Origin of the sequence: Blastomonas sp. SL216 (genome assembly GCA_026625625.1) — a bacterium.
Taxonomy (GTDB): Bacteria; Pseudomonadota; Alphaproteobacteria; order Sphingomonadales; family Sphingomonadaceae; genus Blastomonas.
In genome coordinates this window covers 3,617,893-3,637,794 of record CP113055.1, presented here as the reverse complement: position 1 = coordinate 3,637,794, position 19,902 = coordinate 3,617,893, and the positions used below count along the sequence as shown (strand labels likewise).

Below are 19,902 nucleotides of genomic sequence, written 5' to 3'. Positions count from 1 at the left end.
TCCCAGCCAAGGATTTCCATCAGCCGGTGGTTCGACCGTAGGCGCTTGGGAATGTAGACCCAGCCGGACTTGCAACGGTGCCCGCCGCGCTCCCACTGCAGGACTTGCCTCGCGAGATACAGGGCTTTTTCTCGGTCGATCACGCAAGCGATTTGCCGGACGTTTTCGGGAAGGTCGAAATTTCCGCCAGCCACCTCAAGCGGACCCCATATTGACGGCGTCGGCCTTCGCCAAATGGGCGCGGGCGCGCTTGCCGGGGGAGGCCTGTGGCAGCTTGCGGCGTGGCGCGCCCGCCCGGCTGCGGCCCGTCGACGACGGTCAATGATCCCCGCGCTCGGTCAGAGGAGGTAGCACTCGCAATCGCTGTTGTCGCGATCGCTGCCGACCCCTGCGCTACGGAGGCAAAGCGAGTGCTGCCGCATCATTCCAACACGCTCCCAGTTGCATGCTTGACAAGCCATGGAAAACTGACATGGTAGCGCTATCAGTCGCTATAAGGCTATTCTATGGAGGGGAATTTGCAGGAACTTCGTTCGGCGCTGCCTGACGATTGGGAGACGGGTGTCTTCTTGGGGCGGATGCTCGGTGAAGCAGGACCAAGCCCCATCCTTATCGTGCGGGGCGAATTGTACGACATGGCGCAAGTGGCCCCCACCTGCGCCGCCCTGGTCGAACGCGGCGATTTTACCGCATCGGGCGGCCGCCATCTCGGCCGCTATATTCCCGACGAGACAAGGCTGCTTAGCCCGCTTGACTTGCAGTGCATCAAGGCCTGCGGCGTCACCTTCGCGGTCTCGGCGATCGAGCGCGTCATCGAGGAACGCGCGCGCGGTGACTGGAGCGTGGCGGCTGCCATTCGCGAGCGTCTGGAAGCCTCCGTCGGTGGGTCGATCCTTGCGGTTGTTCCGGCGAGCGCCGAAGCAGCTGCGCTCAAGCAGGCGCTGATCGAGGATGGGCTGTGGTCGCAATATCTGGAGGTCGCGATCGGTCCGGATGCCGAGGTCTTCACCAAAGCGCCGGTGCTGGCATCGGTAGGCGGCGACGCTGAAATCGGCATCCGCTCCGATTCCAACTGGAACAATCCTGAGCCAGAGATTGCCCTGCTGGTGAACAGTGGCGGTACGGCCATAGGCGCGACGCTCGGCAATGATGTGAACCTTCGCGACTTTGAAGGGCGTTCTGCCCTGTTGCTCGGCAAGGCCAAGGACAACAACGCCTCGTGCGCGCTGGGCCCTTGTGTCCGCATTTTCGACGACAGCTTTTCTATCGATGACGTTCGCGAAGCAGACATACGCCTGACCATCGCAGGCACCGATGGCTATGTGCTCAAGGGTGAGAGCAACATGCGCGAGATCAGTCGGGATCCACTTGATCTGGTTGACCAGACGTTGAGCGAACACCAGTATCCGGACGGCTTTGCCCTTTTTCTGGGCACACTGTTCGCACCGGTTCAGGATCGCGACGAGCCAGGCCGGGGCTTTACCCACAAAGTTGGCGATGTGGTTGCCATCGAGAACATGAAGCTTGGGCGGCTCGTCAACCGCGTGGTGACATCGAGGGACGCCGAGCCGTGGCGCATGGGCATCGGTGCGCTGATGGCAAACTTGGCGGGTCGTGGCCTGTTGCGGGGGCCGGCATGACGGTCCAGGCATGCATCAGCGCGCAAAGCCGCACCGCAATCTATCCAAGCCTTGCCGGCAAGCGAGTGCTTGTGACTGGCGGCGCCAGCGGAATTGGCGCGGCGCTGGTCGAACGGTTTGCTGAACAGGGTGCAAGGATCGTTTTTCTGGATGTCGACAATGCTGCCGGCGAAGCATTGGCCGCGCAGCTGCCGGAGGCATCCTACCACCATTGCGACCTGCGCGAGATCGGGCCGCTTCGGGCCTGTCTGGCCGATGTGCAGAGCCAGCTCGGCGGGATCGACATCTTGCTGAACAATGCCGCCAATGATGACCGCCACAGCATAATGGATGTCACGCCGGAATATTGGGAGGAACGGATGGCGACCAACTTGCGCCACCTGTTCTTCGCCGCCCAGGCTGTGGTGCCATCCATGCGCAAGGCGGGGGGCGGCGCGATCATCAATTTCGGATCCATCAGCTGGCATCTCGGTCTTTCGGAGCTTGTGCTGTACCAGACCGCCAAGGCAGCCATCGAGGGCATGACGCGCGGCCTGGCTCGCGAGCTGGGGCGCGACAATATCCGCGTGACGACAATCGTACCGGGCAATGTGCAGACTCCTCGTCAGCAGAAATGGTATTCGCCGCAAGCCGAAGCGGAGATCGTCGCAGCCCAGTGTCTCAACCAGCGCATTCAACCGGCCGATGTGGCAGCGCTGGCGCTCTTCCTCGCATCGGATGACGGACGGATGTGCACCGGGCACGAGTATTTTGTCGATGCCGGATGGCGCTGAGATGACCTTGTCCTCCGTCCTGCCTGTCGCTGCCACACTCGGCGAAGGGCCAGTCTGGAGCGATGGCAGGCTGTGGTTTGTCGACATCAAGGCGGCGCGGGTGCATTGCTTCTGCCCTGAGGATGGCAGCAGTCGGCATTGGGACGCGCCCGACCAGATCGGGTGGGTGCTGCCTTCCGTCCGCGGAGACATGATCGCCGGGGTAAAGTCAGGGTTGCACCGGTTTGACCCCGCAAGCGGGCAGTTTTCGCTTCTGCACGATCCGGAGCCACGCTTGCCCGGCAATCGGCTGAACGATGCCGCTACCGACAAAGCCGGCAGGCTTTGGTTCGGCAGCATGGATGACGGTGAAACCCGGATGACAGGCAGGCTGTACCGCTGTGAAGCGGGCGCGTGCCGCGATACCGGATTGCCCCCCGTTACCATCACCAATGGCCCCGCCGTCACGGCAGACGGGCAAACCCTGTACCACACCGACACCCTGGGCAAGACCATCTGGACGGTGCCGATCCACCCGGATGGCACGCTGGGTGAGCCGGTCCGGCATATCGTCATCGAGGACGGTGCGGGCTATCCCGACGGATCGGTGATCGACGCGGAAAACTGCCTGTGGGTCGCACTTTTCAGCGGCTGGGGCGTGCGACGTTATGACCCGTCGGGCCGGTTGATGCATGTGGAGCGCTTTCCCGTGGCCAATGTCACCAAGATCGCATTCGGCGGCGACAATCTGGCGACCGCCTATGCAACGACGGCGCGAAAGGGGCTTGACCGAAGCGCGCTCGAGGCACAGCCGCTGGCGGGCAATCTGTTTGCATTCGACCCGAGAGTGACGGGGCTGCCGGTGGTGCCCGCAGGCATATAAGAACAAGAGAATTTCAAGGAGCAGGTAAGAATGGCGACTGTAGCGCAGCCACGCGAGGGGCAGGTCAATATCGGGTTCATCATCGCAATCGTCGCCGTGGCAACGATCGGCGGCTTCATGTTCGGCTATGATTCAGGCGTCATCAACGGGACCCAGAAGGGGCTTGAAAGCGCGTTCGACCTGGGCAAGTTCGGCATCGGAGTGAATGTCGGCGCGATCCTGGTCGGCTCGGCCATCGGCGCGTTCGGAGCGGGGCGGATGGCAGACCGCATCGGTCGGCGTGGCGTGATGCTGCTGTCGGCACTGCTGTTCCTGGCGAGCGCGCTGCTCGCCGGTGCCGCATCGTCGTCGATCATCTTCATCATTGCACGCATCATCGGCGGTCTGGGGGTTGGCGCAGCGAGCGTCATCTCGCCGGTCTACATTTCCGAGGTAACGCCTGCGAACATCCGCGGCCGGCTGTCGAGCGTGCAGCAGGTGATGATCATTACCGGACTGACCGGTGCCTTTGTCGCCAACTTTGCCCTGGCCCGATATGCAGGCGGTTCGACAGCAGAATTCTGGATGGGCTATCCGGCCTGGCGCTGGATGTTCTGGCTGCAGGCAGTACCTGCCGCAATCTACGGTGCTGCGCTTCTGGTCATTCCGGAAAGCCCGCGATATCTGGTTGCGCGCGGCCGTGAGACGGACGCGCATGCGGTGCTGGCACGGCTGTTCGGAGCGGCAGAAGCGGATCGCAAGGTCGTCGAGATCCGCAACAGCCTTGCCGCCGACCAGCACCGCGCGCGCCTGTCCGACCTGGTCGACAAAGCGTCTGGCAAAGTCCGTCCCATCGTCTGGACCGGTATCGGCCTGGCGATCTTCCAGCAGTTTGTCGGCATCAACGTGGTGTTCTATTACGGGGCGGCGCTGTGGGAGGCGGTCGGATTCTCCGAAGACTATGCGCTGCAGACCAACATTCTTTCGGGCGTCCTTTCGATCGGCGCGTGTCTGGCCACCATCTTGCTGGTAGACCGCATCGGTCGCAAGCCATTGCTGCTGATCGGCTCTGCCGGCATGGCGGTGACGCTCGCCGTTGTCGCCTATGCGTTTTCGACCGCCGTCACCGGTGCGGATGGCAGCGTTTCGCTGCCTGGCAACAATGGCGTCGTCGCGCTGGTTTCAGCCAATCTTTACGTGATCTTCTTCAACCTCAGCTGGGGACCGATCATGTGGGTCATGCTGGGTGAAATGTTCCCCAACCAGATCCGCGGGTCGGGCCTGGCAGTGGCCGGTTTTGCGCAGTGGATCGCCAATGCCGCCATATCGGTGAGTTTCCCGTCGCTGGCCGCCTCACCCGGGCTTGCCGTCACCTATATGGGCTATGCCCTTTTTGCGGGGATTTCGTTCTTCTTCGTCCGCAAGATGGTGGTCGAAACCCGTGGCATCGAGCTGGAAGACATGGCCGGCTGATGGCCTTGCGGTCAGCGCGGCTTGCGCACCGTCGGACGGCGGCGCGGGGCCGCGTCCGACTGTCTGCGGATCAGCTCGTAATCTGCAAGGATGTTGGGACAGTCCACGCTGCTCGCCTGGCTCTCGCGGATCTTGCGGACCAGCAGTTCGATGGCCTGGCGCGACATTTCCAGCACCGGCTGGCGGATGGTGGTCAGTTCGGGCCAGATGGTGGTCGCCAGCGCGGTGTCGTCAAACCCGCAAACCGTCAGGTCGCCCGGCACATCCAGGCCTTGACGGTGCGCGATGGCGACCGTCGCCGCTGCCATGTCGTCGTTGGCCGCAAATATCGCTGTCGGCGGGTTTTCCAGAGACAAGAGCTGTTCTGCTGCATCCAGGCCAGAGCGATAGGTGAACATGCCCTCTGCCACCAGTTCATCCGCGAACGCGAGTCCAGCTTCCAGCATCGCGGCACGATAGCCTTCCAGCCGTTCGGCACTGGCGGTCTGGTTCGGATTGCCGGAGATAAAGCCGATGCGCACATGGCCAAGCTGCACCAGATGCCGGGTCATGTCCTCCGCCGCGCGGCGATCGTCGATCCTCACCGACATCGCCCAATCCGGCGCCCGGCCGGTGGCGACCGCCACCACCGGGATGCCCCGGTCTTCCAGCGCGGTCAGAATCGGCATGGAATCGCTGAGCGGTGGTGGCAGGACCACGCCGTCGATGCGACCGCGCAACAGATGGTCCACGGCCGCCTCGCCGCCCCGGTCCTCATCACATTTCTCGACAACGAGATGGACGTTGCTGCGGCTGGCCTGATCGAGACTGCCGACCAGAAACTCGCTCAGATAGGCGAACGACGGGTTCGAGTGGAGCAATCCGATGCGGATGTCATCCCCGCCCGCCAAGGTCCGTGCTGCAGCATTGGGAGCATAATTGAGAGCCGCGATCGCCTCTTCCACCTTGCGTCTGGTCTCTGCCCGAACATTGGTTTCGCCATTGATGACGCGGCTTACCGTCATGGGCGACACACCCGCATGCGCCGCCACATCGCTGATCGTGGGAACGTTGCGCTGGCGGCGCGGGCCGCGACTTGCTCTCATGCTTGGTCCTTCGGATCGAAACGGCCCCTGGGCTGGCGGGCCGTTCTGCGCGCAATAACCCCGGTGCTCTTGAAAGGCGAGATATGATCGAACTGCTGCTGGCGCTCGCGCTGCAACCTGTCCCCTATGTCAAGAATCCGAAATACTGGCCGACCCCGGTGATGGACGAAGCCTCTCCCCCGCTGCCACCGTTGAAGCGTGGTGCCGTACTGGTGCTGTCCAAGACGAACGGCTACCGGGATGACGAGCAGATCGTGGCAGCCACCATTGCGATCCAGGAGATTGTCAAGGACGGCGGGCGGGATGTCTTCGCCACGGAGAATGCTGCCGTCATGAACCCGCGCGACCTGGCGCAGTTCAAGGTGGTGGTGCTCAATTCGACCAGCGGCAACATCTTTACCGAGAGCCAGCGCACCGCCTTTCGGCAATGGGTGGAAGGTGGCGGCGGCGTGGTTTTGCTGCACGGAGCGGGCGGCGACCATCATTACGACTGGCCCTGGTATCGCAACGCGCTGCTGGGCGTCCAATTCATCGGGCACACATCCAAGCCCGACCAGTTCCAGCAAGGCGACATCCATGTCACCACGCCGCGGCACAAGGTCATGCGCGGTATCCCGGCAAAATGGACGCGCACCGAAGAATGGTACGCCTTTGACAGGGTGCCGACGGGCCAGAACACCCGCATTGTGGCGACGCTTGACGAGGCCAGCTATCGTCCCGCACCCGAGCAGCGGATGGGCGCAAGCCATCCCATCGTCTGGACCCGGTGCGTGGCGCGGGGGCGATCGATCTTCTCGGCGCTGGGCCATCAAGCGCAAAGCTATGCCGAACCGCTGCATCGCAGGCTCATCGGGAACGCGATCGAATGGGCGGCGGGCAAGCGCTGCTGACGGTTCAATGCGGATTGCCCGGAGCGAACGGAAAGCGCATCTGCTTGTAATGTTCCAGGCTGTGTTCCGGCGCTTTTGATCCCGCTGGCAGGGCAAGACCGTTGATCGACCTCCAGTAAGCCAGGCTCGCATCGCGCCACCACTGCGCCTCTCTGTGCTGCACGGCCAGAAACACGTCAGTCTTGGTCCACCGTTCGGCGTCGATCCTGGGCTTGAGCGTTGCCCATTGTTCGCGCATCGCTGCGACCTCGGCCACTCCGCGATCATAGCGGCGCACCAGTTCCTCCCACAGGGTCTTGCCGTCGGCCATTCGGTAATCCCAGGGCAGATGATGGAACCACAACAACTCCTCTGGCGGCGTGCTGCGCGGATCGGCGTAGCGCCTTGCAATGGACGGGGCATATTGGGCGATCGCATTGCTGCCCGTGCGGGTGCGGTCGAAGCCGATGCCCTGCTTGTCGGCGCGGTGGTAATAGACCGGGTTCCATTCGGGTCGCGCCAGATCGGACACCCAGGGGCCAGGGCCATAATGGTGGCCGGTGGCAAACAGATGGGCCAGGCCCAGCGGGCCGGTATAGTCGACCACCGCCTCGCGCGAGCGCATCATCATGGCGACCACCGTGTCGATGACGACCGGGTCATCGCCAAAGGTCTGTGCCGCCCATTCGCGCGCAAGCGCTTGAGACGAAAGCGCAGGGTCCCAGGCGAGACGACCGAACACATACCAGTTGGCCTGGTTGAACGTGCTGCCTGACCAGTCGCGGTCGCGACCGATATTCGCGACCCCGGCCATGCCGCTGAGCGCCTGGCCATCGGCCTTGTCGGTGATCACCGACGCCACCGTTTCGCCGCGCCTGACGCCGGTCGGTGCATCCAGCACCTCCTCGAACAGCGGCCCCAGATAGGCCAGATGCGTGGCAAAGCCGAGATATTCCTTGGTGATCTGGAATTCGGCAATCAGCGGTGTCTTCGGCATCGCGCCGAACAGCGGGTGAAAGGGTTCGCGTGGCTGAAAGTCGATCGCGCCGTTCTTGACCTGCACCAGCACATTGTCGGCGAACTGGCCGTCTAGCGGCTTGAATTCGGTATAGGCCTGTTTGGCGCGGTCCTCCGGGTCCGTGTCGGCATAGACAAAGGCGCGCCACATGACGATCCCGCCATGCGGCTTGACCGCCGCAGCGAGCATGTTGGCCCCATCGGCATGGCTGGCCCCGTAATCGCGCGGGCCGGGCTGCCCTTCGCTGTTGGCCTTGACCAGAAACCCGCCAAAGTCCGGGATGGCCCGGTAAATCTCGCCCGCCTTGGCCTTCCACCAGGCCGCCACGGCCGGATCGCGCGGATCGGCGGTCTTCAGCCCCCCGATCTCGATCGGGGCAGAAAAGCGCGCCGACAGATAGATCTTGATGCCATAAGGCCGGAAGACTTCCGCCAGCGCCGCCGCCTTGGCGATGTAAGGCGCGGTCAGGCTCTGTGCCTTGGCGTTGACATTGTTGAGCACCGTGCCGTTGATGCCGATCGAGGCATTGGCGCGGGCATAATCGGCATAGCGCGGATGCTTGAAGTCGGGCAGCGTCCACCAGTCCCAGAGCGATTGGCCCGCATAGCCCCGTTCCACGGCGCCATCGAGATTGTCCCAGTGATTGAGGATTCGTAGGCGCGTCTTCGGGACCGAGATCAGCGCGAGATCCGCCGCATCGCCCCCGCTGTTCATGTGCCGCAGCACCGCGAACGCACCGTAGAGGATCGCGATGTCCGTGGCGCCGGTCACCAGGGTCATCTCGCGCCCGCCGATCATGGCACGCTGCACGCGATACCCCTCAAGGCCCAGCGCCTGTCGCTCGATGCCCAGACCCGCCAGCGCCGGATCGTCGGCGCGCGCCAGCAACACCGGACGCGATCCGGCGGGCAAGGCGCGGCGCAACTCCTCGGCCGCAATGCGAAGGGTGGGAGAATCGTCCGACAGCTCGACCGGGACCGGGCTGGTCTGCTCGCGCGCACTGCCCAGCCAGAGCCGATAGCCATCATCCGCAAGCGCGGGCGAAGCCAGGGCGAGCGCTGCGCAGGCCCAGAGCGAACTCAGGCGTCGAATGAGCTTCATTTCCTCTCTCCCTGTCGCCGCACCGATGCGCTGGCGGTTTGCAATGGCATTGACAAGCCTTTGTTGTGCCGTGCATGGTAGCGGTATCACGACAGCAACATCAACAAGAATGTTGCAGCTTGCGGGACGGGAGAGACGGATGAAGCGGACAACGAACAAGGGAGTCAGCGCAACCCGTCGCGACCTGTTCCTGTGGAGCGGCTCGGTATCGCTGCTGGCGATGATGCCGGTGGCGGCCCGGGCGGCCACCCCCATCTATCGCGACCCCACGGCCCCCATCGACCTGCGGGTAGACGATCTTTTGTCGCGCATGACGCTGGACGAAAAGGTCGCGCAGCTGATCACGCTGTCGCGGACCAAGCGCGATGTCATGGACGCAGACCTTGCCTTCGACCCGGCAAAGGCATCCGCCGCCTATCCGCACGGCATCGGCCAGATCGCCCGCCCTTCGGACAAGGGTGGTGCGGCAACGGCCAACAACAACCCGGCGGAAAACACGGGTCGCTGGCGCGCGCCCGCCAACACGATCGCCTTCATCAATGCCGCGCAGAGCTGGGCGCGATCGACGCGGCTGGGCATTCCGATCCTGTTCCACGAGGAATGCCTGCACGGCTATATGGCGCCGACCGCCACCAGCTTTCCGCAGGCGATCGGTCTGGCCAGCACATTTGACCGCAACCTGATGCAGAAGGTCAGCGCCGTGATCGGCCGCGAAATGCGCGCGCATGGCAGTCTCTTGGCGCTGTCGCCCGTGGTCGATATCGCGCGTGATCCACGCTGGGGCCGGATCGAGGAGACCTTTGGCGAAGACCCGTATCTGTGCGGGGAAATGGGCATAGCCGCGGTGCTTGGGCTTCAGGGACGCAGCAAGATTCTGGGCCCTGGCAAGGTTTTTGCGACGCTCAAGCACATGACCGGGCATGGCCAGCCCGAGAGCGGCGAGAATGTCGCCCCTGCCCCGCTCGCCGAGCGTGAGCTGCGTGAACGGTTCTTCCCGCCCTTCCGCAAGATTGTCCGGCGCACCGGCATTGCGGCGGTCATGCCGTCCTATAACGAGATCGATGGCGTGCCGAGCCATGCCAATCGCTGGCTGCTGAACGACATCCTGCGCGGCGAATGGGGTTTTGATGGCCTGATCGTCAGCGATTATGCCGCCATTGGCGAGCTTGCTACGCTGCACCATGTCGCGCCCGATCTGGCGGCGGCCGCTCGGCTGGCGCTGATCGCCGGCGTGGACAGCGACTTGCCCGATGGCGAGGCATACCGCTCGCTGGCGGATCAAGTGCGTGCGGGCAAGGTTCCAATGGCGCTGGTCGATCTTGCCTGCCAACGGATGCTCGCCTTGAAGTTCCGGGCCGGGCTGTTCGAGGCCGGACCGGTCGATGCCCGCGCGGCAGCCACGCTCACCGCAAATGCCGAGGCGCTGGCCCTGGCACGCCGTTCTGCCGAAAAGGCCATCACCCTGCTTACCAACGACGGCACGCTGCCGCTGAAGCCCGGTGCCCAAAAGCGTGTCGCGGTTATCGGCCCCAATGCAGCGATTGCCCGGCTCGGCGGCTATTCCTCGTTACCGACCAATCCGGTGTCACTGCTCGAAGGCGTGAAGACGCGGCTGGAGGGCAAGGCCGAGGTCCTGTTCGCTCAGGGCGTATTCATCACCCAGAGCGAGGACCGTTCCGCAAACGAAATCCTGCTCGCCGACCCGGTGAAGAACCGCCAGCTCATCGCCGAGGCCGCCGAGGTCGCCAAAACCTGCGACGTCATCCTGCTCGCCATCGGCGATACCGAGCAGACGAGCCGCGAAGGCTTTGCCAGGAACCATTTGGGCGATCGCACCAGCCTGGACCTTGTCGGCGAACAGAACGCGCTGTTCCAGGCGATGAAGGCAACCGGCAAGCCTGTCGTCGTGGTCGCGATCAATGGTCGCCCGCCCTCCTGGCCGACCGTGGCCGAGCAGGCCAATGCGCTGCTGGAATGCTGGTATATGGGCCAGCAGGGCGGACACGCGATGGCGGCGGCGCTGTTCGGCGACGTCAATCCCGGCGGCAAGCTGCCAGTCACCGTGGCCCGGCATGTCGGCCAGCTTCCGGTTTTCTATGATGCCAAGCCCTCGGCGCGGCGCGGCTATCTGTTCGACACCACCGACCCGCTTTTCCCCTTCGGCCATGGGCTCAGTTACACCCGGTTCGAGCTCAGCCCACCTCGGCTGTCCGCCGCCCGGATCGGAAAGGGCGCAGACGTCACCGTTTCAGTCGATGTCACGAATGTTGGCAACCGCGAGGGCGACGAGGTCGTCCAGCTCTATATCCGCGATCAGGTCGCCTCGGTGACCCAACCGCTCAAGGTGCTCAAGGGCTTCCAGCGCGTGACGCTGAGGCCCGGCGAGCGCCACACCGTCGAGATCGCGCTCGATGCCGACACCTTCTCAATCTGGAACGACGAAATGCGCGAGGTGGTCGAGCCCGGCCTGTTCGACATCATGACCGGACCGGACAGCCGCAACCTGCAAACCGTCACTCTCGAAATCGTCTGAGGATCACCATGCCCAAGATTGCCGATGCCCGCGTTATCATCACCTGCCCCGGCCGAAACTTTGTCACGCTCAAGATCATCTGCGACGATGGCACCACCGGGCTCGGCGATGCGACACTCAACGGCCGAGAGCTTTCGGTGGCCAGCTATCTCACCGATCATGTCATACCCTGCCTGATCGGCCGCGATGCCCACCGGATCGAGGACATCTGGCAGTATCTCTACAAGGGCGCCTATTGGCGGCGCGGGCCGGTGACCATGAGCGCGATCGCCGCAGTGGATACCGCCCTATGGGACATCAAGGGCAAGATCGCCGGGCTGCCGGTCTATCAGCTTCTAGGCGGCGCCTCGCGCGAGAATGTGATGGTCTATGGCCATGCCAATGGCACGACAATCGAGGACACCATTGCGGTCGCGCTCGATTACCAGCGTCAGGGCTACAAGGCGATCCGCCTGCAATGCGGCGTGCCGGGCATGGCATCGACCTATGGCGTCAGCAAGGATCGCTATTTCTACGAACCCGCCGATGCCGACCTGCCGACCGAGAATGTCTGGAACACCAGCAAATATCTGCGGGTCGTGCCCGAACTGTTCAAGGCCGCGCGCGAAGCGCTGGGCTGGGACGTGCACCTGCTGCACGACATTCATCATCGCCTGACCCCGATCGAGGCCGGACGGCTGGGCAAGGATCTCGAACCCTACAGGCCGTTCTGGATCGAGGACGCCACCCCGGCGGAAAACCAAGAAGCGTTCAGGCTGATCCGGCAGCACACGACCACGCCGCTGGCCGTCGGCGAAATCTTCAATTCGATCCATGATTGCCGTGAGCTGATCCAGAACCAGCTGATCGACTATATCCGCACCACCGTGGTCCATGCTGGCGGAATCACCCATCTTCGCCGCATTGCCTCGCTGGCCGATCTCTACCAGATCCGCACCGGCTGCCACGGCGCGACCGATCTGTCCCCCGTCTGCATGGCGGCTGCGCTGCATTTCGACCTGTCGGTGCCCAATTTCGGCGTGCAGGAATATATGCGGCATACAGACGAAACCGATGCGGTCTTCCCGCATGCCTATACATTCGAAGATGGCGCGATGCATCCCGGCGATGCCCCCGGGCTCGGGGTCGATATCGATGAGGAACTGGCCGCAGGCTTTGAGTACAAACGCGCCTTCCTGCCGGTGAACCGGCTGGAAGACGGCACGATGTACAACTGGTAACCGGTCCCTTGACCGCCGCCCCGCATAGCCCGCCCCCCAAGCCGCGCGGACGCATCCGCTGGGCCATCTGCGCGCTGCTGTTTGCGGCCGTAGTCCTGTCCTATGTCGACCGGCTGGTGCTGGGCGTGCTCAAGCCACAGCTCGAAACGCTCTATGGGTGGACCAATTCGGGCTATGGCGACATCAGCGGCTATTTCCAGGTCTGTTATGGCCTCGGTTTTCTCGCATTCGGGTGGCTGATCGACCGGATCGGGCCGCGCGCCGGCTATATGCTTGCGATGAGCATGTGGACGCTTGGCCACTTTGCGCAGGTGCTGGTCACATCGACCACCGGCTTCGTGATCGCCCGCATACCGCTGGCCTTGGGGGAAGCGGGCACCTTCCCCTCCGCGCTCGCCGCCGCTTCGCAATGGTTCCCCAAGAAGGAGCGCGCGCTGGCGATCGGCATCTTCAATGCCGGTGCCAATGTCGGCGCGATCATCACCCCGCTGCTCGTCTCGTTCATCGTCGTGGGGCTGGCGTTCGACTGGCGCTGGGCGTTCATCGTCACCGGCCTGTTCAACCTGATCTGGCTGTTCGCCTGGTGGCGGTTCTACCGCAATCCCGCCCAGCACCCCAAAATCACGACGGAAGAACGCGCCTGGATCGAAGCGGAACCGGCAGACGATGCCGGGCGCACGGGTTTCCTGAACGTGCTGCGGCATCGCGAGGCCTGGGCCTATATGACCGGACGGTTTCTCATCGATCCGGTCTGGTGGACCTTCCTCTTCTGGCTGCCGGACTTCTTCAACAAGCAATATGGCTATGACCTCAAGAATTTCGGCCCGCCGCTGGTGGCGATCTACATCCTCGCCGATGTCGGGGCCATTATCGGCGGCTGGTACAGTTCGCACCTGCTGAAAAAGGGTGTGGCGACAGGACGCGCCCGCAAGCAGGCCATGCTCGCCTGCGCGTTGTTCGCGCTGCCGGTGATGTTCGCAATCGAGGCGGACAATATCTGGATCGCCGTGCTCTGCATCGGGCTTGCCTGCGCAGCGCATCAGGGTTTCTCCACCAACCTTTTCGCGCTTCCCGGGGATCAGTTCCCGCGCTTTGCCCAAGGGACACTGATCGGCCTGGGCGGGTTTGCCGGGGCATGCGGCGGATTCATTGCCTCGAAATCGCTGGGAGCGCTGCTGGATCGCGTCGGAAGCTACGAGCCCTTCTTCATCGCCTGCGGCATGGCCTATCTGGTCGCGCTGGGCATGTTCCACCTGCTCAATCCGCGCTACGAGGCGGTGCGGATGACCGGCTCCGCCTGATATTCCGGTCTGTCGACCGGTTCGCTTGTAGGGAAAATGGAGACAGGAAAGATGACAGGACGGGCCGTGTCCTTTCTCGCACTCGCGTTGGCAATCGTGCCGCCCGCCGCCGCTGCCAAGACCCCGCCTGCGCCTGTTCGATCGAGCCCTGCCAGGCATAGCTGCCCGTGGAAAGCGGCTTGGGCGTCGGCCCAGATGCTGCCGGACGCCGCAAATGCGCTGCCCGATGGCGCGCTCGCCAACGCCTCGCTGCGCCAGATCATCCGCCCGAGCCTGTCAGGTACCCATTTGCGGGTACGACTGTCCAACGCGTTCGGTACCACACCACTCCGCATTGCGGCTGCAACCCTGGCCCGATCGGCCAGCAATGCCAGCGCCGATATCCTGGTCGAAACGCTCGTGCCGCTGCGTTTTGGAGGAACCGATGGCGCGGTGATCCCGCCCGGTGGCGAATGGTTGAGCGATCCGGTTCCGTGGAACGACAGCGCTTTCCAGGATTTGGCCATTACCTTTCATGTCGTGCAGCATCCCGAGCGCCAGACCTCGCATCCCGGGTCGCGCGCGACATCCTATGTGGTGCAGGGCGATGCGACCCGCATGGCCAGTCTTCCCGGAGCCGTTCCGACCGACCACTGGTACCTGCTGTCAGGGCTCGAAGTGCAAAGCTGCGAAGCGCGAGATGGCATCGTGGTGCTGGGCGATTCCATTACCGACGGGCGCGGATCGACCACCAATGGTAATGACCGCTGGACCGATTTTCTGGCGCGAAGGCTTGCTGGCCGCGCAGCAGTGATCAATCAGGGCATCGGCGGCAATCGGGTGCTGCTCGACGGGCTTGGCCCCAGTGCCATGGCGCGGTTGGACCGCGACGTTCTCGCGCAGCCAGGTATCGGCCACCTGATCGTGCTGGAAGGGATCAACGATATCGGCAATCTGGCGCGCGGTCGCCCGGTCAGCGCAGATGAGCACGCCGCGCTGATCTCGCAGGTGACCGGCGCCTATGCGCAGATCATTGCACGCGCCCATGCCCGGGGCATTCGCGTTCATGGTGCCACCCTGTTGCCCTTCAAGGGCAATGATTTCTACAAGCCGGATGCAGCCAGCGAGGCAGACCGCCAGGCGATCAACCAGTGGATCCGCACCTCCGGGGCATTTGACAGCGTGATTGATTTCGATGCGATCATGCGCGATCCGCTGCGGCCGGGATATCTCAACCCCGCCTATGACACGGGCGATGGCCTGCACCCCAACCCTGCTGGCTTCCGCGCAATGGCAGAGGCCGTGCCTCTCTCGATATTCCAGTAAGCAGCCTATCGGCTAGCATTTCCTGACCCGCGTCAGCGCGACCGGCTTGCCGCGTCCGCGCGCTGCAGCCTGGCCAAAAAAGGGCCGGTCGCGTTGCGACCGGCCCGATGGGGAGAAATGCCTGCCGTGCGCGCCCTCAGAAGCGGCCGCGAACTCCGACCAGAACCTGCATACCCGGATTATACTGGTTGAAGGTCGCGTTCGGGAACTGGAAGAAAGTGCTTTGCGCTTCCTTGGTGATGTTGATCACGTTCAGGACCAGCGTCGGAAGGTAATCGTTGCCAAAGACTTGCGCCAGATCGACATTGCCCGAAAAATCGAGCTGACCAAAGCTGCGGCCAAAGATAGCCGCCTGAGCAATGCCGTTTTGGTTCGGGTTCGACACCTGCGAACCTTCGTTATACGTATAGGTCAACCGGGCCGAGATACCGTTCTTGTCGTAATAGCCGGTCAATGTGTAGGTGGTTGGCGCAACCCCCAGAGCGACCGCCGGAGCACCCACGCCCTCACCCTTTTGCTCAATCAGGGTCAGGTTGCCTTGCACGCCAAAGCCGGTCACGCCGATATGCCGGGTCAGGAAATCAAGCGGCTGGGTCACCTGGAATTCCAGACCATTGACCTTGAGCTTGCCGTCCGAATTGACCTGCTGCTGCACGCTGACGATGACATCACGCAGGGCCTGTCCAGGTGTCGCCCGGGCTGCCAGGGCTTCACGCTGGGTCTGGGTCAGCGAGTCTACGTTGATGCCGAATTGTTCGAAGAAAGAGAACGGGACGTTGGTAATCCCGTTCACCGTGAATCCGGTAATCGACTTGCGGAAAGCTGCAAAGGCGATCACGCCCTCACCGCCCGTGTAGATTTCGACACCCAGATCGATGTTATCCGAAATGAACGGATCAAGATCGGCATTACCCACGTTGCCGATATCGGCCGATGGCTGGATGAAGCTGGCTCCGGGCAGCAGCGCATTCGGGTCCGGCCTGGTCATGGTCCGCGAGATCGAGGCACGCACCACTGCCGTGTCGCCGATGTCGAAGGCAGCGCTCGCCGATGGCAGGAAGTTCGAATATTTGTTGTTGCTGCGCGGGAACGTGATGATGTTGGGGAAGCGTCCGCCATCGGCAATGGGCGGTGCACCGACGGGATTGTTGCGCGGGTCGGGAACGCTGACCCGTCCGCCGACGATCTGCTCGGTATGGACATAGCGGACACCGCCGTTGAGGCGCAGGCGGTTATCGCCAATATCGAACACGCCATTGGCCTCGACGAACGCGCCGGTCACCTTTTCGCGGATCAGACCACCATTGGCGCCGCTGCTGCCCGAACCTACTTCGGTAGCGCCAGCGAGCAGGGCATCATAATTTGTGTCACGCCGGACCTTGTCCCAATCGACCGTGATATAGCCGTTATCGCCGGGCCGCAGATAGCTGGGCACGAGCGCAGTCGGGATGAGCGATCCGGCATAGCGGATCGGCGGTGCACCTGCCGTGGCGTTGGTGCCATAGCCGGGGAAGGTCGGGAAGCCGGCTGGTGCCGCCGTTCCCGGCTGATTGAGGCCGGTACAGGGGGTAGCGCTGGTATTGGGCGACAGCAGGTTGATGTTGATGCCATTGCCGCAAATGAGGTTCTGCCACGCCGCCGTATTGTCGAACGGCGTGATGCGGCGCTTGGTATCGTCATAGGCACCGCCGATACGGACGCTGAAGCGGGACTCGTCGCCGAACAGCAGGCTGCCCCGAACACCCTTGGTTTCGGTCTCACGCTCCTCGCCGTTCAGATTGACGCGGCCGCCGCCATCCCAGCCGAAATTCGCCGGATTGTTCAGATCGAAGCTGGACTGGATCTGGGGAATGCCGCCATCATTCTTGTAGGTGACGGTCAGGCCGCTGTTGGGCGGGGTGATGACCAGGAAGGTCGGGCTTTCACGGCGAAAGTTGCTCTTCGTGTAATTGGCCTGCAGGTCGCCCCTGATCCAGTCGTTGAGCTTGAACTCGATGCCGGGGTTGATGCCGAAATAATCCTGCGTGTCCTTGTAGGGACGGTATTCGAGGAAGAACTGCGAGTTCGCAAAGGTACCGCCGGTCACCGTACAACCGGCAGCACAGTCGGCCTTGTCATAAGTCGTGTTGATCGGGATCACCGCGCCGTTGCGACCGACCCAGTTCATTGCCGTGCGCGTGAATTCGGTGTCGCGCTGGGCGTACATGCCATCGAGATAGAAATTGAAATTGTCGCTGGGGCGCCATTCGATCGACACGAGACCGTTATAGCGCTCGCGGAAGCCGATTTCGGTGCGCGGACGCCCGAGGCGCGGGATGATGCCGTTGTCGATCTGATCAATCGTCGCGCCAGGGTTGAGAGCAAGCAGCAGCGCCTGATCGATGGTCGCCCCAGGCGTCAGTCCGTTGCCTGCCCGTGACGGCACGGTCGCAGGTATGGTGAAATTGCCGCCGCCGGTGGCGTTGCGCGTGCCGCTGGTCCGCTGCGCCGCGGTGAGATTGGGATTGGTCCAGCCGATGGTCTCGAAGCCGTCAACGCGGAAATTGTTGCGGACAGCGGCCCCGCCGACGAGAATGCCGAAATCGCCAAACGTGGCGCTTGCGACGAGATGGCCGCGATAGCCCCATTTGTCCGCGATATCCACCTTCGAACCCTGCAGGCCATAGCTGATATAGGGCTTGGGATTATCGAACGGGCGCGCAGCCCGCAGATTGATGGTGCCAGCCGCGCCGCCTTCCAGCAGGCTCGCCGTGGGCGACTTGCTAACGGTCAACTGAGTGAACAATTCGGTCGGAATGAGGTCCAGATCGACCTCGCGATTGGTGCTTTGCGCATCGAAACGCACCGAAGCAATGGCCACAGGCGCACCGTTCAGCAGCACGCGGGTGAAGTTCGTTCCGAGGCCGCGAATGGCCACCGACGAACCTTCGCCGGTCACTTCGCGCGCGATCGTGATACCAGGAATGCGGTTCAGTGATTCGGCGATGTTGGTATCGGGGAACTTGCCGATATCTTCGGCGAAGATGGAGTCGGTGAAGCCGACCGAGTTGCGCTTGGCCAATGTCTGGCTTTCGAGCGATGCACGGAAACCGGTGACGACAATGTCGCCCTCGGAAACGTCACCTTCTGTGCTTTCCACGGCACTTTCAGGAGCGTTTGCAGCCGGCGTATTGTCCTCGGCGCTTTGCGCCAACGCGATACCGGGCATGGCAAGCGCAGACGCGGCCACCGCGTTCAAAAGACCTACACGCACTGATTGGATGCGAGCAACCATCTTATCCTCCCCTTGTTCGGCCTTGGCTTCGTGCCACGGTCCACGCTATGGTAGCGCTATCACTCGTACTGATAATACTCAGAGTTATTGCTGTCAAGAGCCTGTCGCATATGCCGACGGACGGCTCCCCCAAATCGCATAGAAGAGGATGAACAGTTCGCAGGCTGCCGTCAGCATGAACGAAGCCTGGAGACCATGAATATCGGCAAGCCAGCCCTGAACGACGACCAGTGCTCCGCCAGCAATCGCCATGATCAGCAGACCCGATCCTTCTTCGGTCAACGGCCCCAGCTCCCGGATTCCCAATGTGAAAATCGTCGGAAACATGATCGAATGGAACAGGCCGACAAGGATCAGCGTCCACATGGCTGCCGGCCCCGACAGGAACACCGTCGCCAGCATCAGCATGAAGGCAATGACCGCGAATATCGCCAGCACCGACTCAGCGGCAAAGCGCTGCATCAGGGCAGACCCCGCGAACCGGCCGATCATCATCCCAGCCCAGAGCAGCGTCAGATAGCGACCGGCCTCGGCCTGGGTCAGGCCCACGATCTGAGGCTGGCTAACGAAGTTCACGAACAGGTTGGCTACCCCGATTTCGGCAATCAGATAGACGAGGATCGCAGGAATGCCCCAGACGAGGTTGCGATGCTTCCACAGCGACAGCGCCTTGCGCTCCTCGCGCGATGCGCGGGCGGTTGACGACCCTAAAGCCGGCAAGGGAAAACGGGCAACGATCGCAGCGAGCGCAAACAATGCGAGCGCCACAAGCCCATATGGAAGGATGACCGAATGCGCATCCGCCAGCCGTTCCGCCTCGGTAAGGATCGTCCCCGCCTCAGCGGTTCCTCCCTTTGATCGCCCGAGAATAAGATACGCCCCGAAAAGCGGCGCCAGCATGGTCCCGGCCGAAGTCATTGCCTGCACAAGGTTGAGACGCGATGGTGCCGACTCGGCAGGGCCGATGACAGCGACATAGGGATTCGCCGCCACCTGCAGCAGGGTGATGCCGGCGGCGATGACGAACAGCATGACCAGCGTCACACCATAGGATGGCAGGCTCGCCGCCAGCATCATCCCCAGCGCACCGATCGCCATCACCAGCAGGCCGGTGACCATCGCGCGCTGATAGCCGATCCGCGCGATCAGTCTGGCCGAGGGAATCGAGGCGAGAAAATAGGCGATGAACCAGACCGATTCGATCAGCGTCGTCTGTGTGTAGCTGAGATCAAACACGTTACGCAGGTGCGGCAGCAACGTGTTGTTGATCACCGTGACGAAGCCCCAGATGAAAAACAAGCTGGCCAGTAGCGTCAGTGCGGGCCTGTAACCGCGCCGTTGGTCGCTGGCGTCAGCTGCGATCGGCGCCGCGCGGTGATTGGCTTCCATGGTAACGCTCTCTCCCCCAGCCTTGCTCTTGTGCAGGTGTAATTGTCTGAGTATATACTTGCCCACGAGGCGTCAATCAG

Annotated in this window: 13 protein-coding genes; 9 read left to right on the top strand and 4 right to left on the bottom strand. The window is 62.9% G+C overall.

Going from position 1 to position 19,902, the window contains the following annotated elements; translation table 11 throughout:
* Positions 1–506 precede the first annotated feature (506 nt).
* The 4 genes from OU999_17090 to OU999_17075 are packed head-to-tail and all read left to right on the top strand — an operon-like array spanning position 507 to position 4,727.
* Positions 507–1,640 (top strand): fumarylacetoacetate hydrolase family protein, encoded by a 1,134-nt coding sequence (locus OU999_17090; GenBank protein WAC23426.1) that lies wholly within the window; start codon positions 507–509, stop codon positions 1,638–1,640.
* Positions 1,637–2,413: an SDR family NAD(P)-dependent oxidoreductase gene (locus tag OU999_17085; protein ID WAC23425.1), complete on the top strand. Its 777-nt coding sequence runs from the start codon at positions 1,637–1,639 to the stop codon at positions 2,411–2,413. The genes OU999_17090 and OU999_17085 overlap by 4 nt, the downstream gene beginning before the upstream one ends.
* A gap of 1 nt (position 2,414) precedes the next feature.
* Positions 2,415–3,275 (top strand): SMP-30/gluconolactonase/LRE family protein, encoded by an 861-nt coding sequence (locus tag OU999_17080; protein WAC23424.1) that lies wholly within the window; start codon positions 2,415–2,417, stop codon positions 3,273–3,275.
* 30 nt (positions 3,276–3,305) lie between these two features.
* Positions 3,306–4,727, top strand: a complete 1,422-nt coding sequence (locus tag OU999_17075; GenBank protein ID WAC23423.1) for a sugar porter family MFS transporter — start codon at positions 3,306–3,308, stop codon at positions 4,725–4,727.
* An 11-nt stretch (positions 4,728–4,738) separates the two neighbouring features.
* On the opposite strand, the gene OU999_17070 is transcribed toward OU999_17075, so the two are convergent.
* Positions 4,739–5,812 carry a LacI family DNA-binding transcriptional regulator gene (locus OU999_17070; protein ID WAC23422.1) on the bottom strand — a complete coding sequence of 358 codons (1,074 nt, stop codon included), beginning with the start codon at positions 5,810–5,812 and terminating at the stop codon, positions 4,739–4,741.
* 83 nt (positions 5,813–5,895) lie between these two features.
* Between OU999_17070 and OU999_17065 the strand changes: the two genes are divergently transcribed.
* The gene (locus OU999_17065; GenBank protein ID WAC23421.1) at positions 5,896–6,702 is read left to right on the top strand and encodes a ThuA domain-containing protein; all 807 of its coding nucleotides are present in this window, start codon (positions 5,896–5,898) and stop codon (positions 6,700–6,702) included.
* 4 nt (positions 6,703–6,706) lie between these two features.
* On the opposite strand, the gene OU999_17060 is transcribed toward OU999_17065, so the two are convergent.
* Positions 6,707–8,800 carry an alpha-glucuronidase gene (locus OU999_17060; GenBank protein ID WAC23420.1) on the bottom strand — a complete coding sequence of 698 codons (2,094 nt, stop codon included), beginning with the start codon at positions 8,798–8,800 and terminating at the stop codon, positions 6,707–6,709.
* A gap of 220 nt (positions 8,801–9,020) precedes the next feature.
* Between OU999_17060 and OU999_17055 the strand changes: the two genes are divergently transcribed.
* From OU999_17055 to OU999_17040, 4 genes are read left to right on the top strand one after another with little or no spacing between them, the layout of a single operon-like run.
* Positions 9,021–11,333 carry a glycoside hydrolase family 3 C-terminal domain-containing protein gene (locus OU999_17055; GenBank protein ID WAC25463.1) on the top strand — a complete coding sequence of 771 codons (2,313 nt, stop codon included), beginning with the start codon at positions 9,021–9,023 and terminating at the stop codon, positions 11,331–11,333.
* An 8-nt stretch (positions 11,334–11,341) separates the two neighbouring features.
* The gene (locus tag OU999_17050) at positions 11,342–12,553 is read left to right on the top strand and encodes a D-galactonate dehydratase family protein (protein ID WAC23419.1); all 1,212 of its coding nucleotides are present in this window, start codon (positions 11,342–11,344) and stop codon (positions 12,551–12,553) included.
* A gap of 8 nt (positions 12,554–12,561) precedes the next feature.
* Complete coding sequence (locus tag OU999_17045; protein WAC23418.1) at positions 12,562–13,854, top strand: MFS transporter; 1,293 nt, start codon at positions 12,562–12,564, stop codon at positions 13,852–13,854.
* Positions 13,855–13,905: 51 nt separating this feature from the next.
* A complete protein-coding gene (locus OU999_17040) occupies positions 13,906–15,159 on the top strand; it encodes an SGNH/GDSL hydrolase family protein (protein WAC23417.1) in 1,254 nt (417 codons plus the stop codon).
* A gap of 136 nt (positions 15,160–15,295) precedes the next feature.
* Here OU999_17040 and OU999_17035 read toward each other — a convergent pair whose 3' ends face one another.
* Positions 15,296–18,298, bottom strand: coding sequence for a TonB-dependent receptor (locus tag OU999_17035; GenBank protein WAC23416.1), 3,003 nt, complete (start codon positions 18,296–18,298; stop codon positions 15,296–15,298).
* A 228-nt stretch (positions 18,299–18,526) separates the two neighbouring features.
* Positions 18,527–19,888 (bottom strand): sugar MFS transporter, encoded by a 1,362-nt coding sequence (locus OU999_17030; protein WAC23415.1) that lies wholly within the window; start codon positions 19,886–19,888, stop codon positions 18,527–18,529.
* Between the last annotated feature and the right edge of the window lie 14 nt (positions 19,889–19,902).

What these genes read in the sequence shown, in the direction of transcription:
- OU999_17090 (WAC23426.1), top strand. Translation starts at nt 507, where the DNA reads ATGGAGGGGAATTTGCAGGAACTTCGTTCGGCGCTGCCTGACGATTGG.
- OU999_17085 (WAC23425.1), top strand. Translation starts at nt 1,637, where the DNA reads ATGACGGTCCAGGCATGCATCAGCGCGCAAAGCCGCACCGCAATCTAT.
- OU999_17080 (WAC23424.1), top strand. Translation starts at nt 2,415, where the DNA reads ATGACCTTGTCCTCCGTCCTGCCTGTCGCTGCCACACTCGGCGAAGGG.
- OU999_17075 (WAC23423.1), top strand. Translation starts at nt 3,306, where the DNA reads ATGGCGACTGTAGCGCAGCCACGCGAGGGGCAGGTCAATATCGGGTTC.
- OU999_17070 (WAC23422.1), bottom strand. Translation starts at nt 5,812, where the DNA reads ATGAGAGCAAGTCGCGGCCCGCGCCGCCAGCGCAACGTTCCCACGATC.
- OU999_17065 (WAC23421.1), top strand. Translation starts at nt 5,896, where the DNA reads ATGATCGAACTGCTGCTGGCGCTCGCGCTGCAACCTGTCCCCTATGTC.
- OU999_17060 (WAC23420.1), bottom strand. Translation starts at nt 8,800, where the DNA reads ATGAAGCTCATTCGACGCCTGAGTTCGCTCTGGGCCTGCGCAGCGCTC.
- OU999_17055 (WAC25463.1), top strand. Translation starts at nt 9,021, where the DNA reads ATGATGCCGGTGGCGGCCCGGGCGGCCACCCCCATCTATCGCGACCCC.
- OU999_17050 (WAC23419.1), top strand. Translation starts at nt 11,342, where the DNA reads ATGCCCAAGATTGCCGATGCCCGCGTTATCATCACCTGCCCCGGCCGA.
- OU999_17040 (WAC23417.1), top strand. Translation starts at nt 13,906, where the DNA reads ATGACAGGACGGGCCGTGTCCTTTCTCGCACTCGCGTTGGCAATCGTG.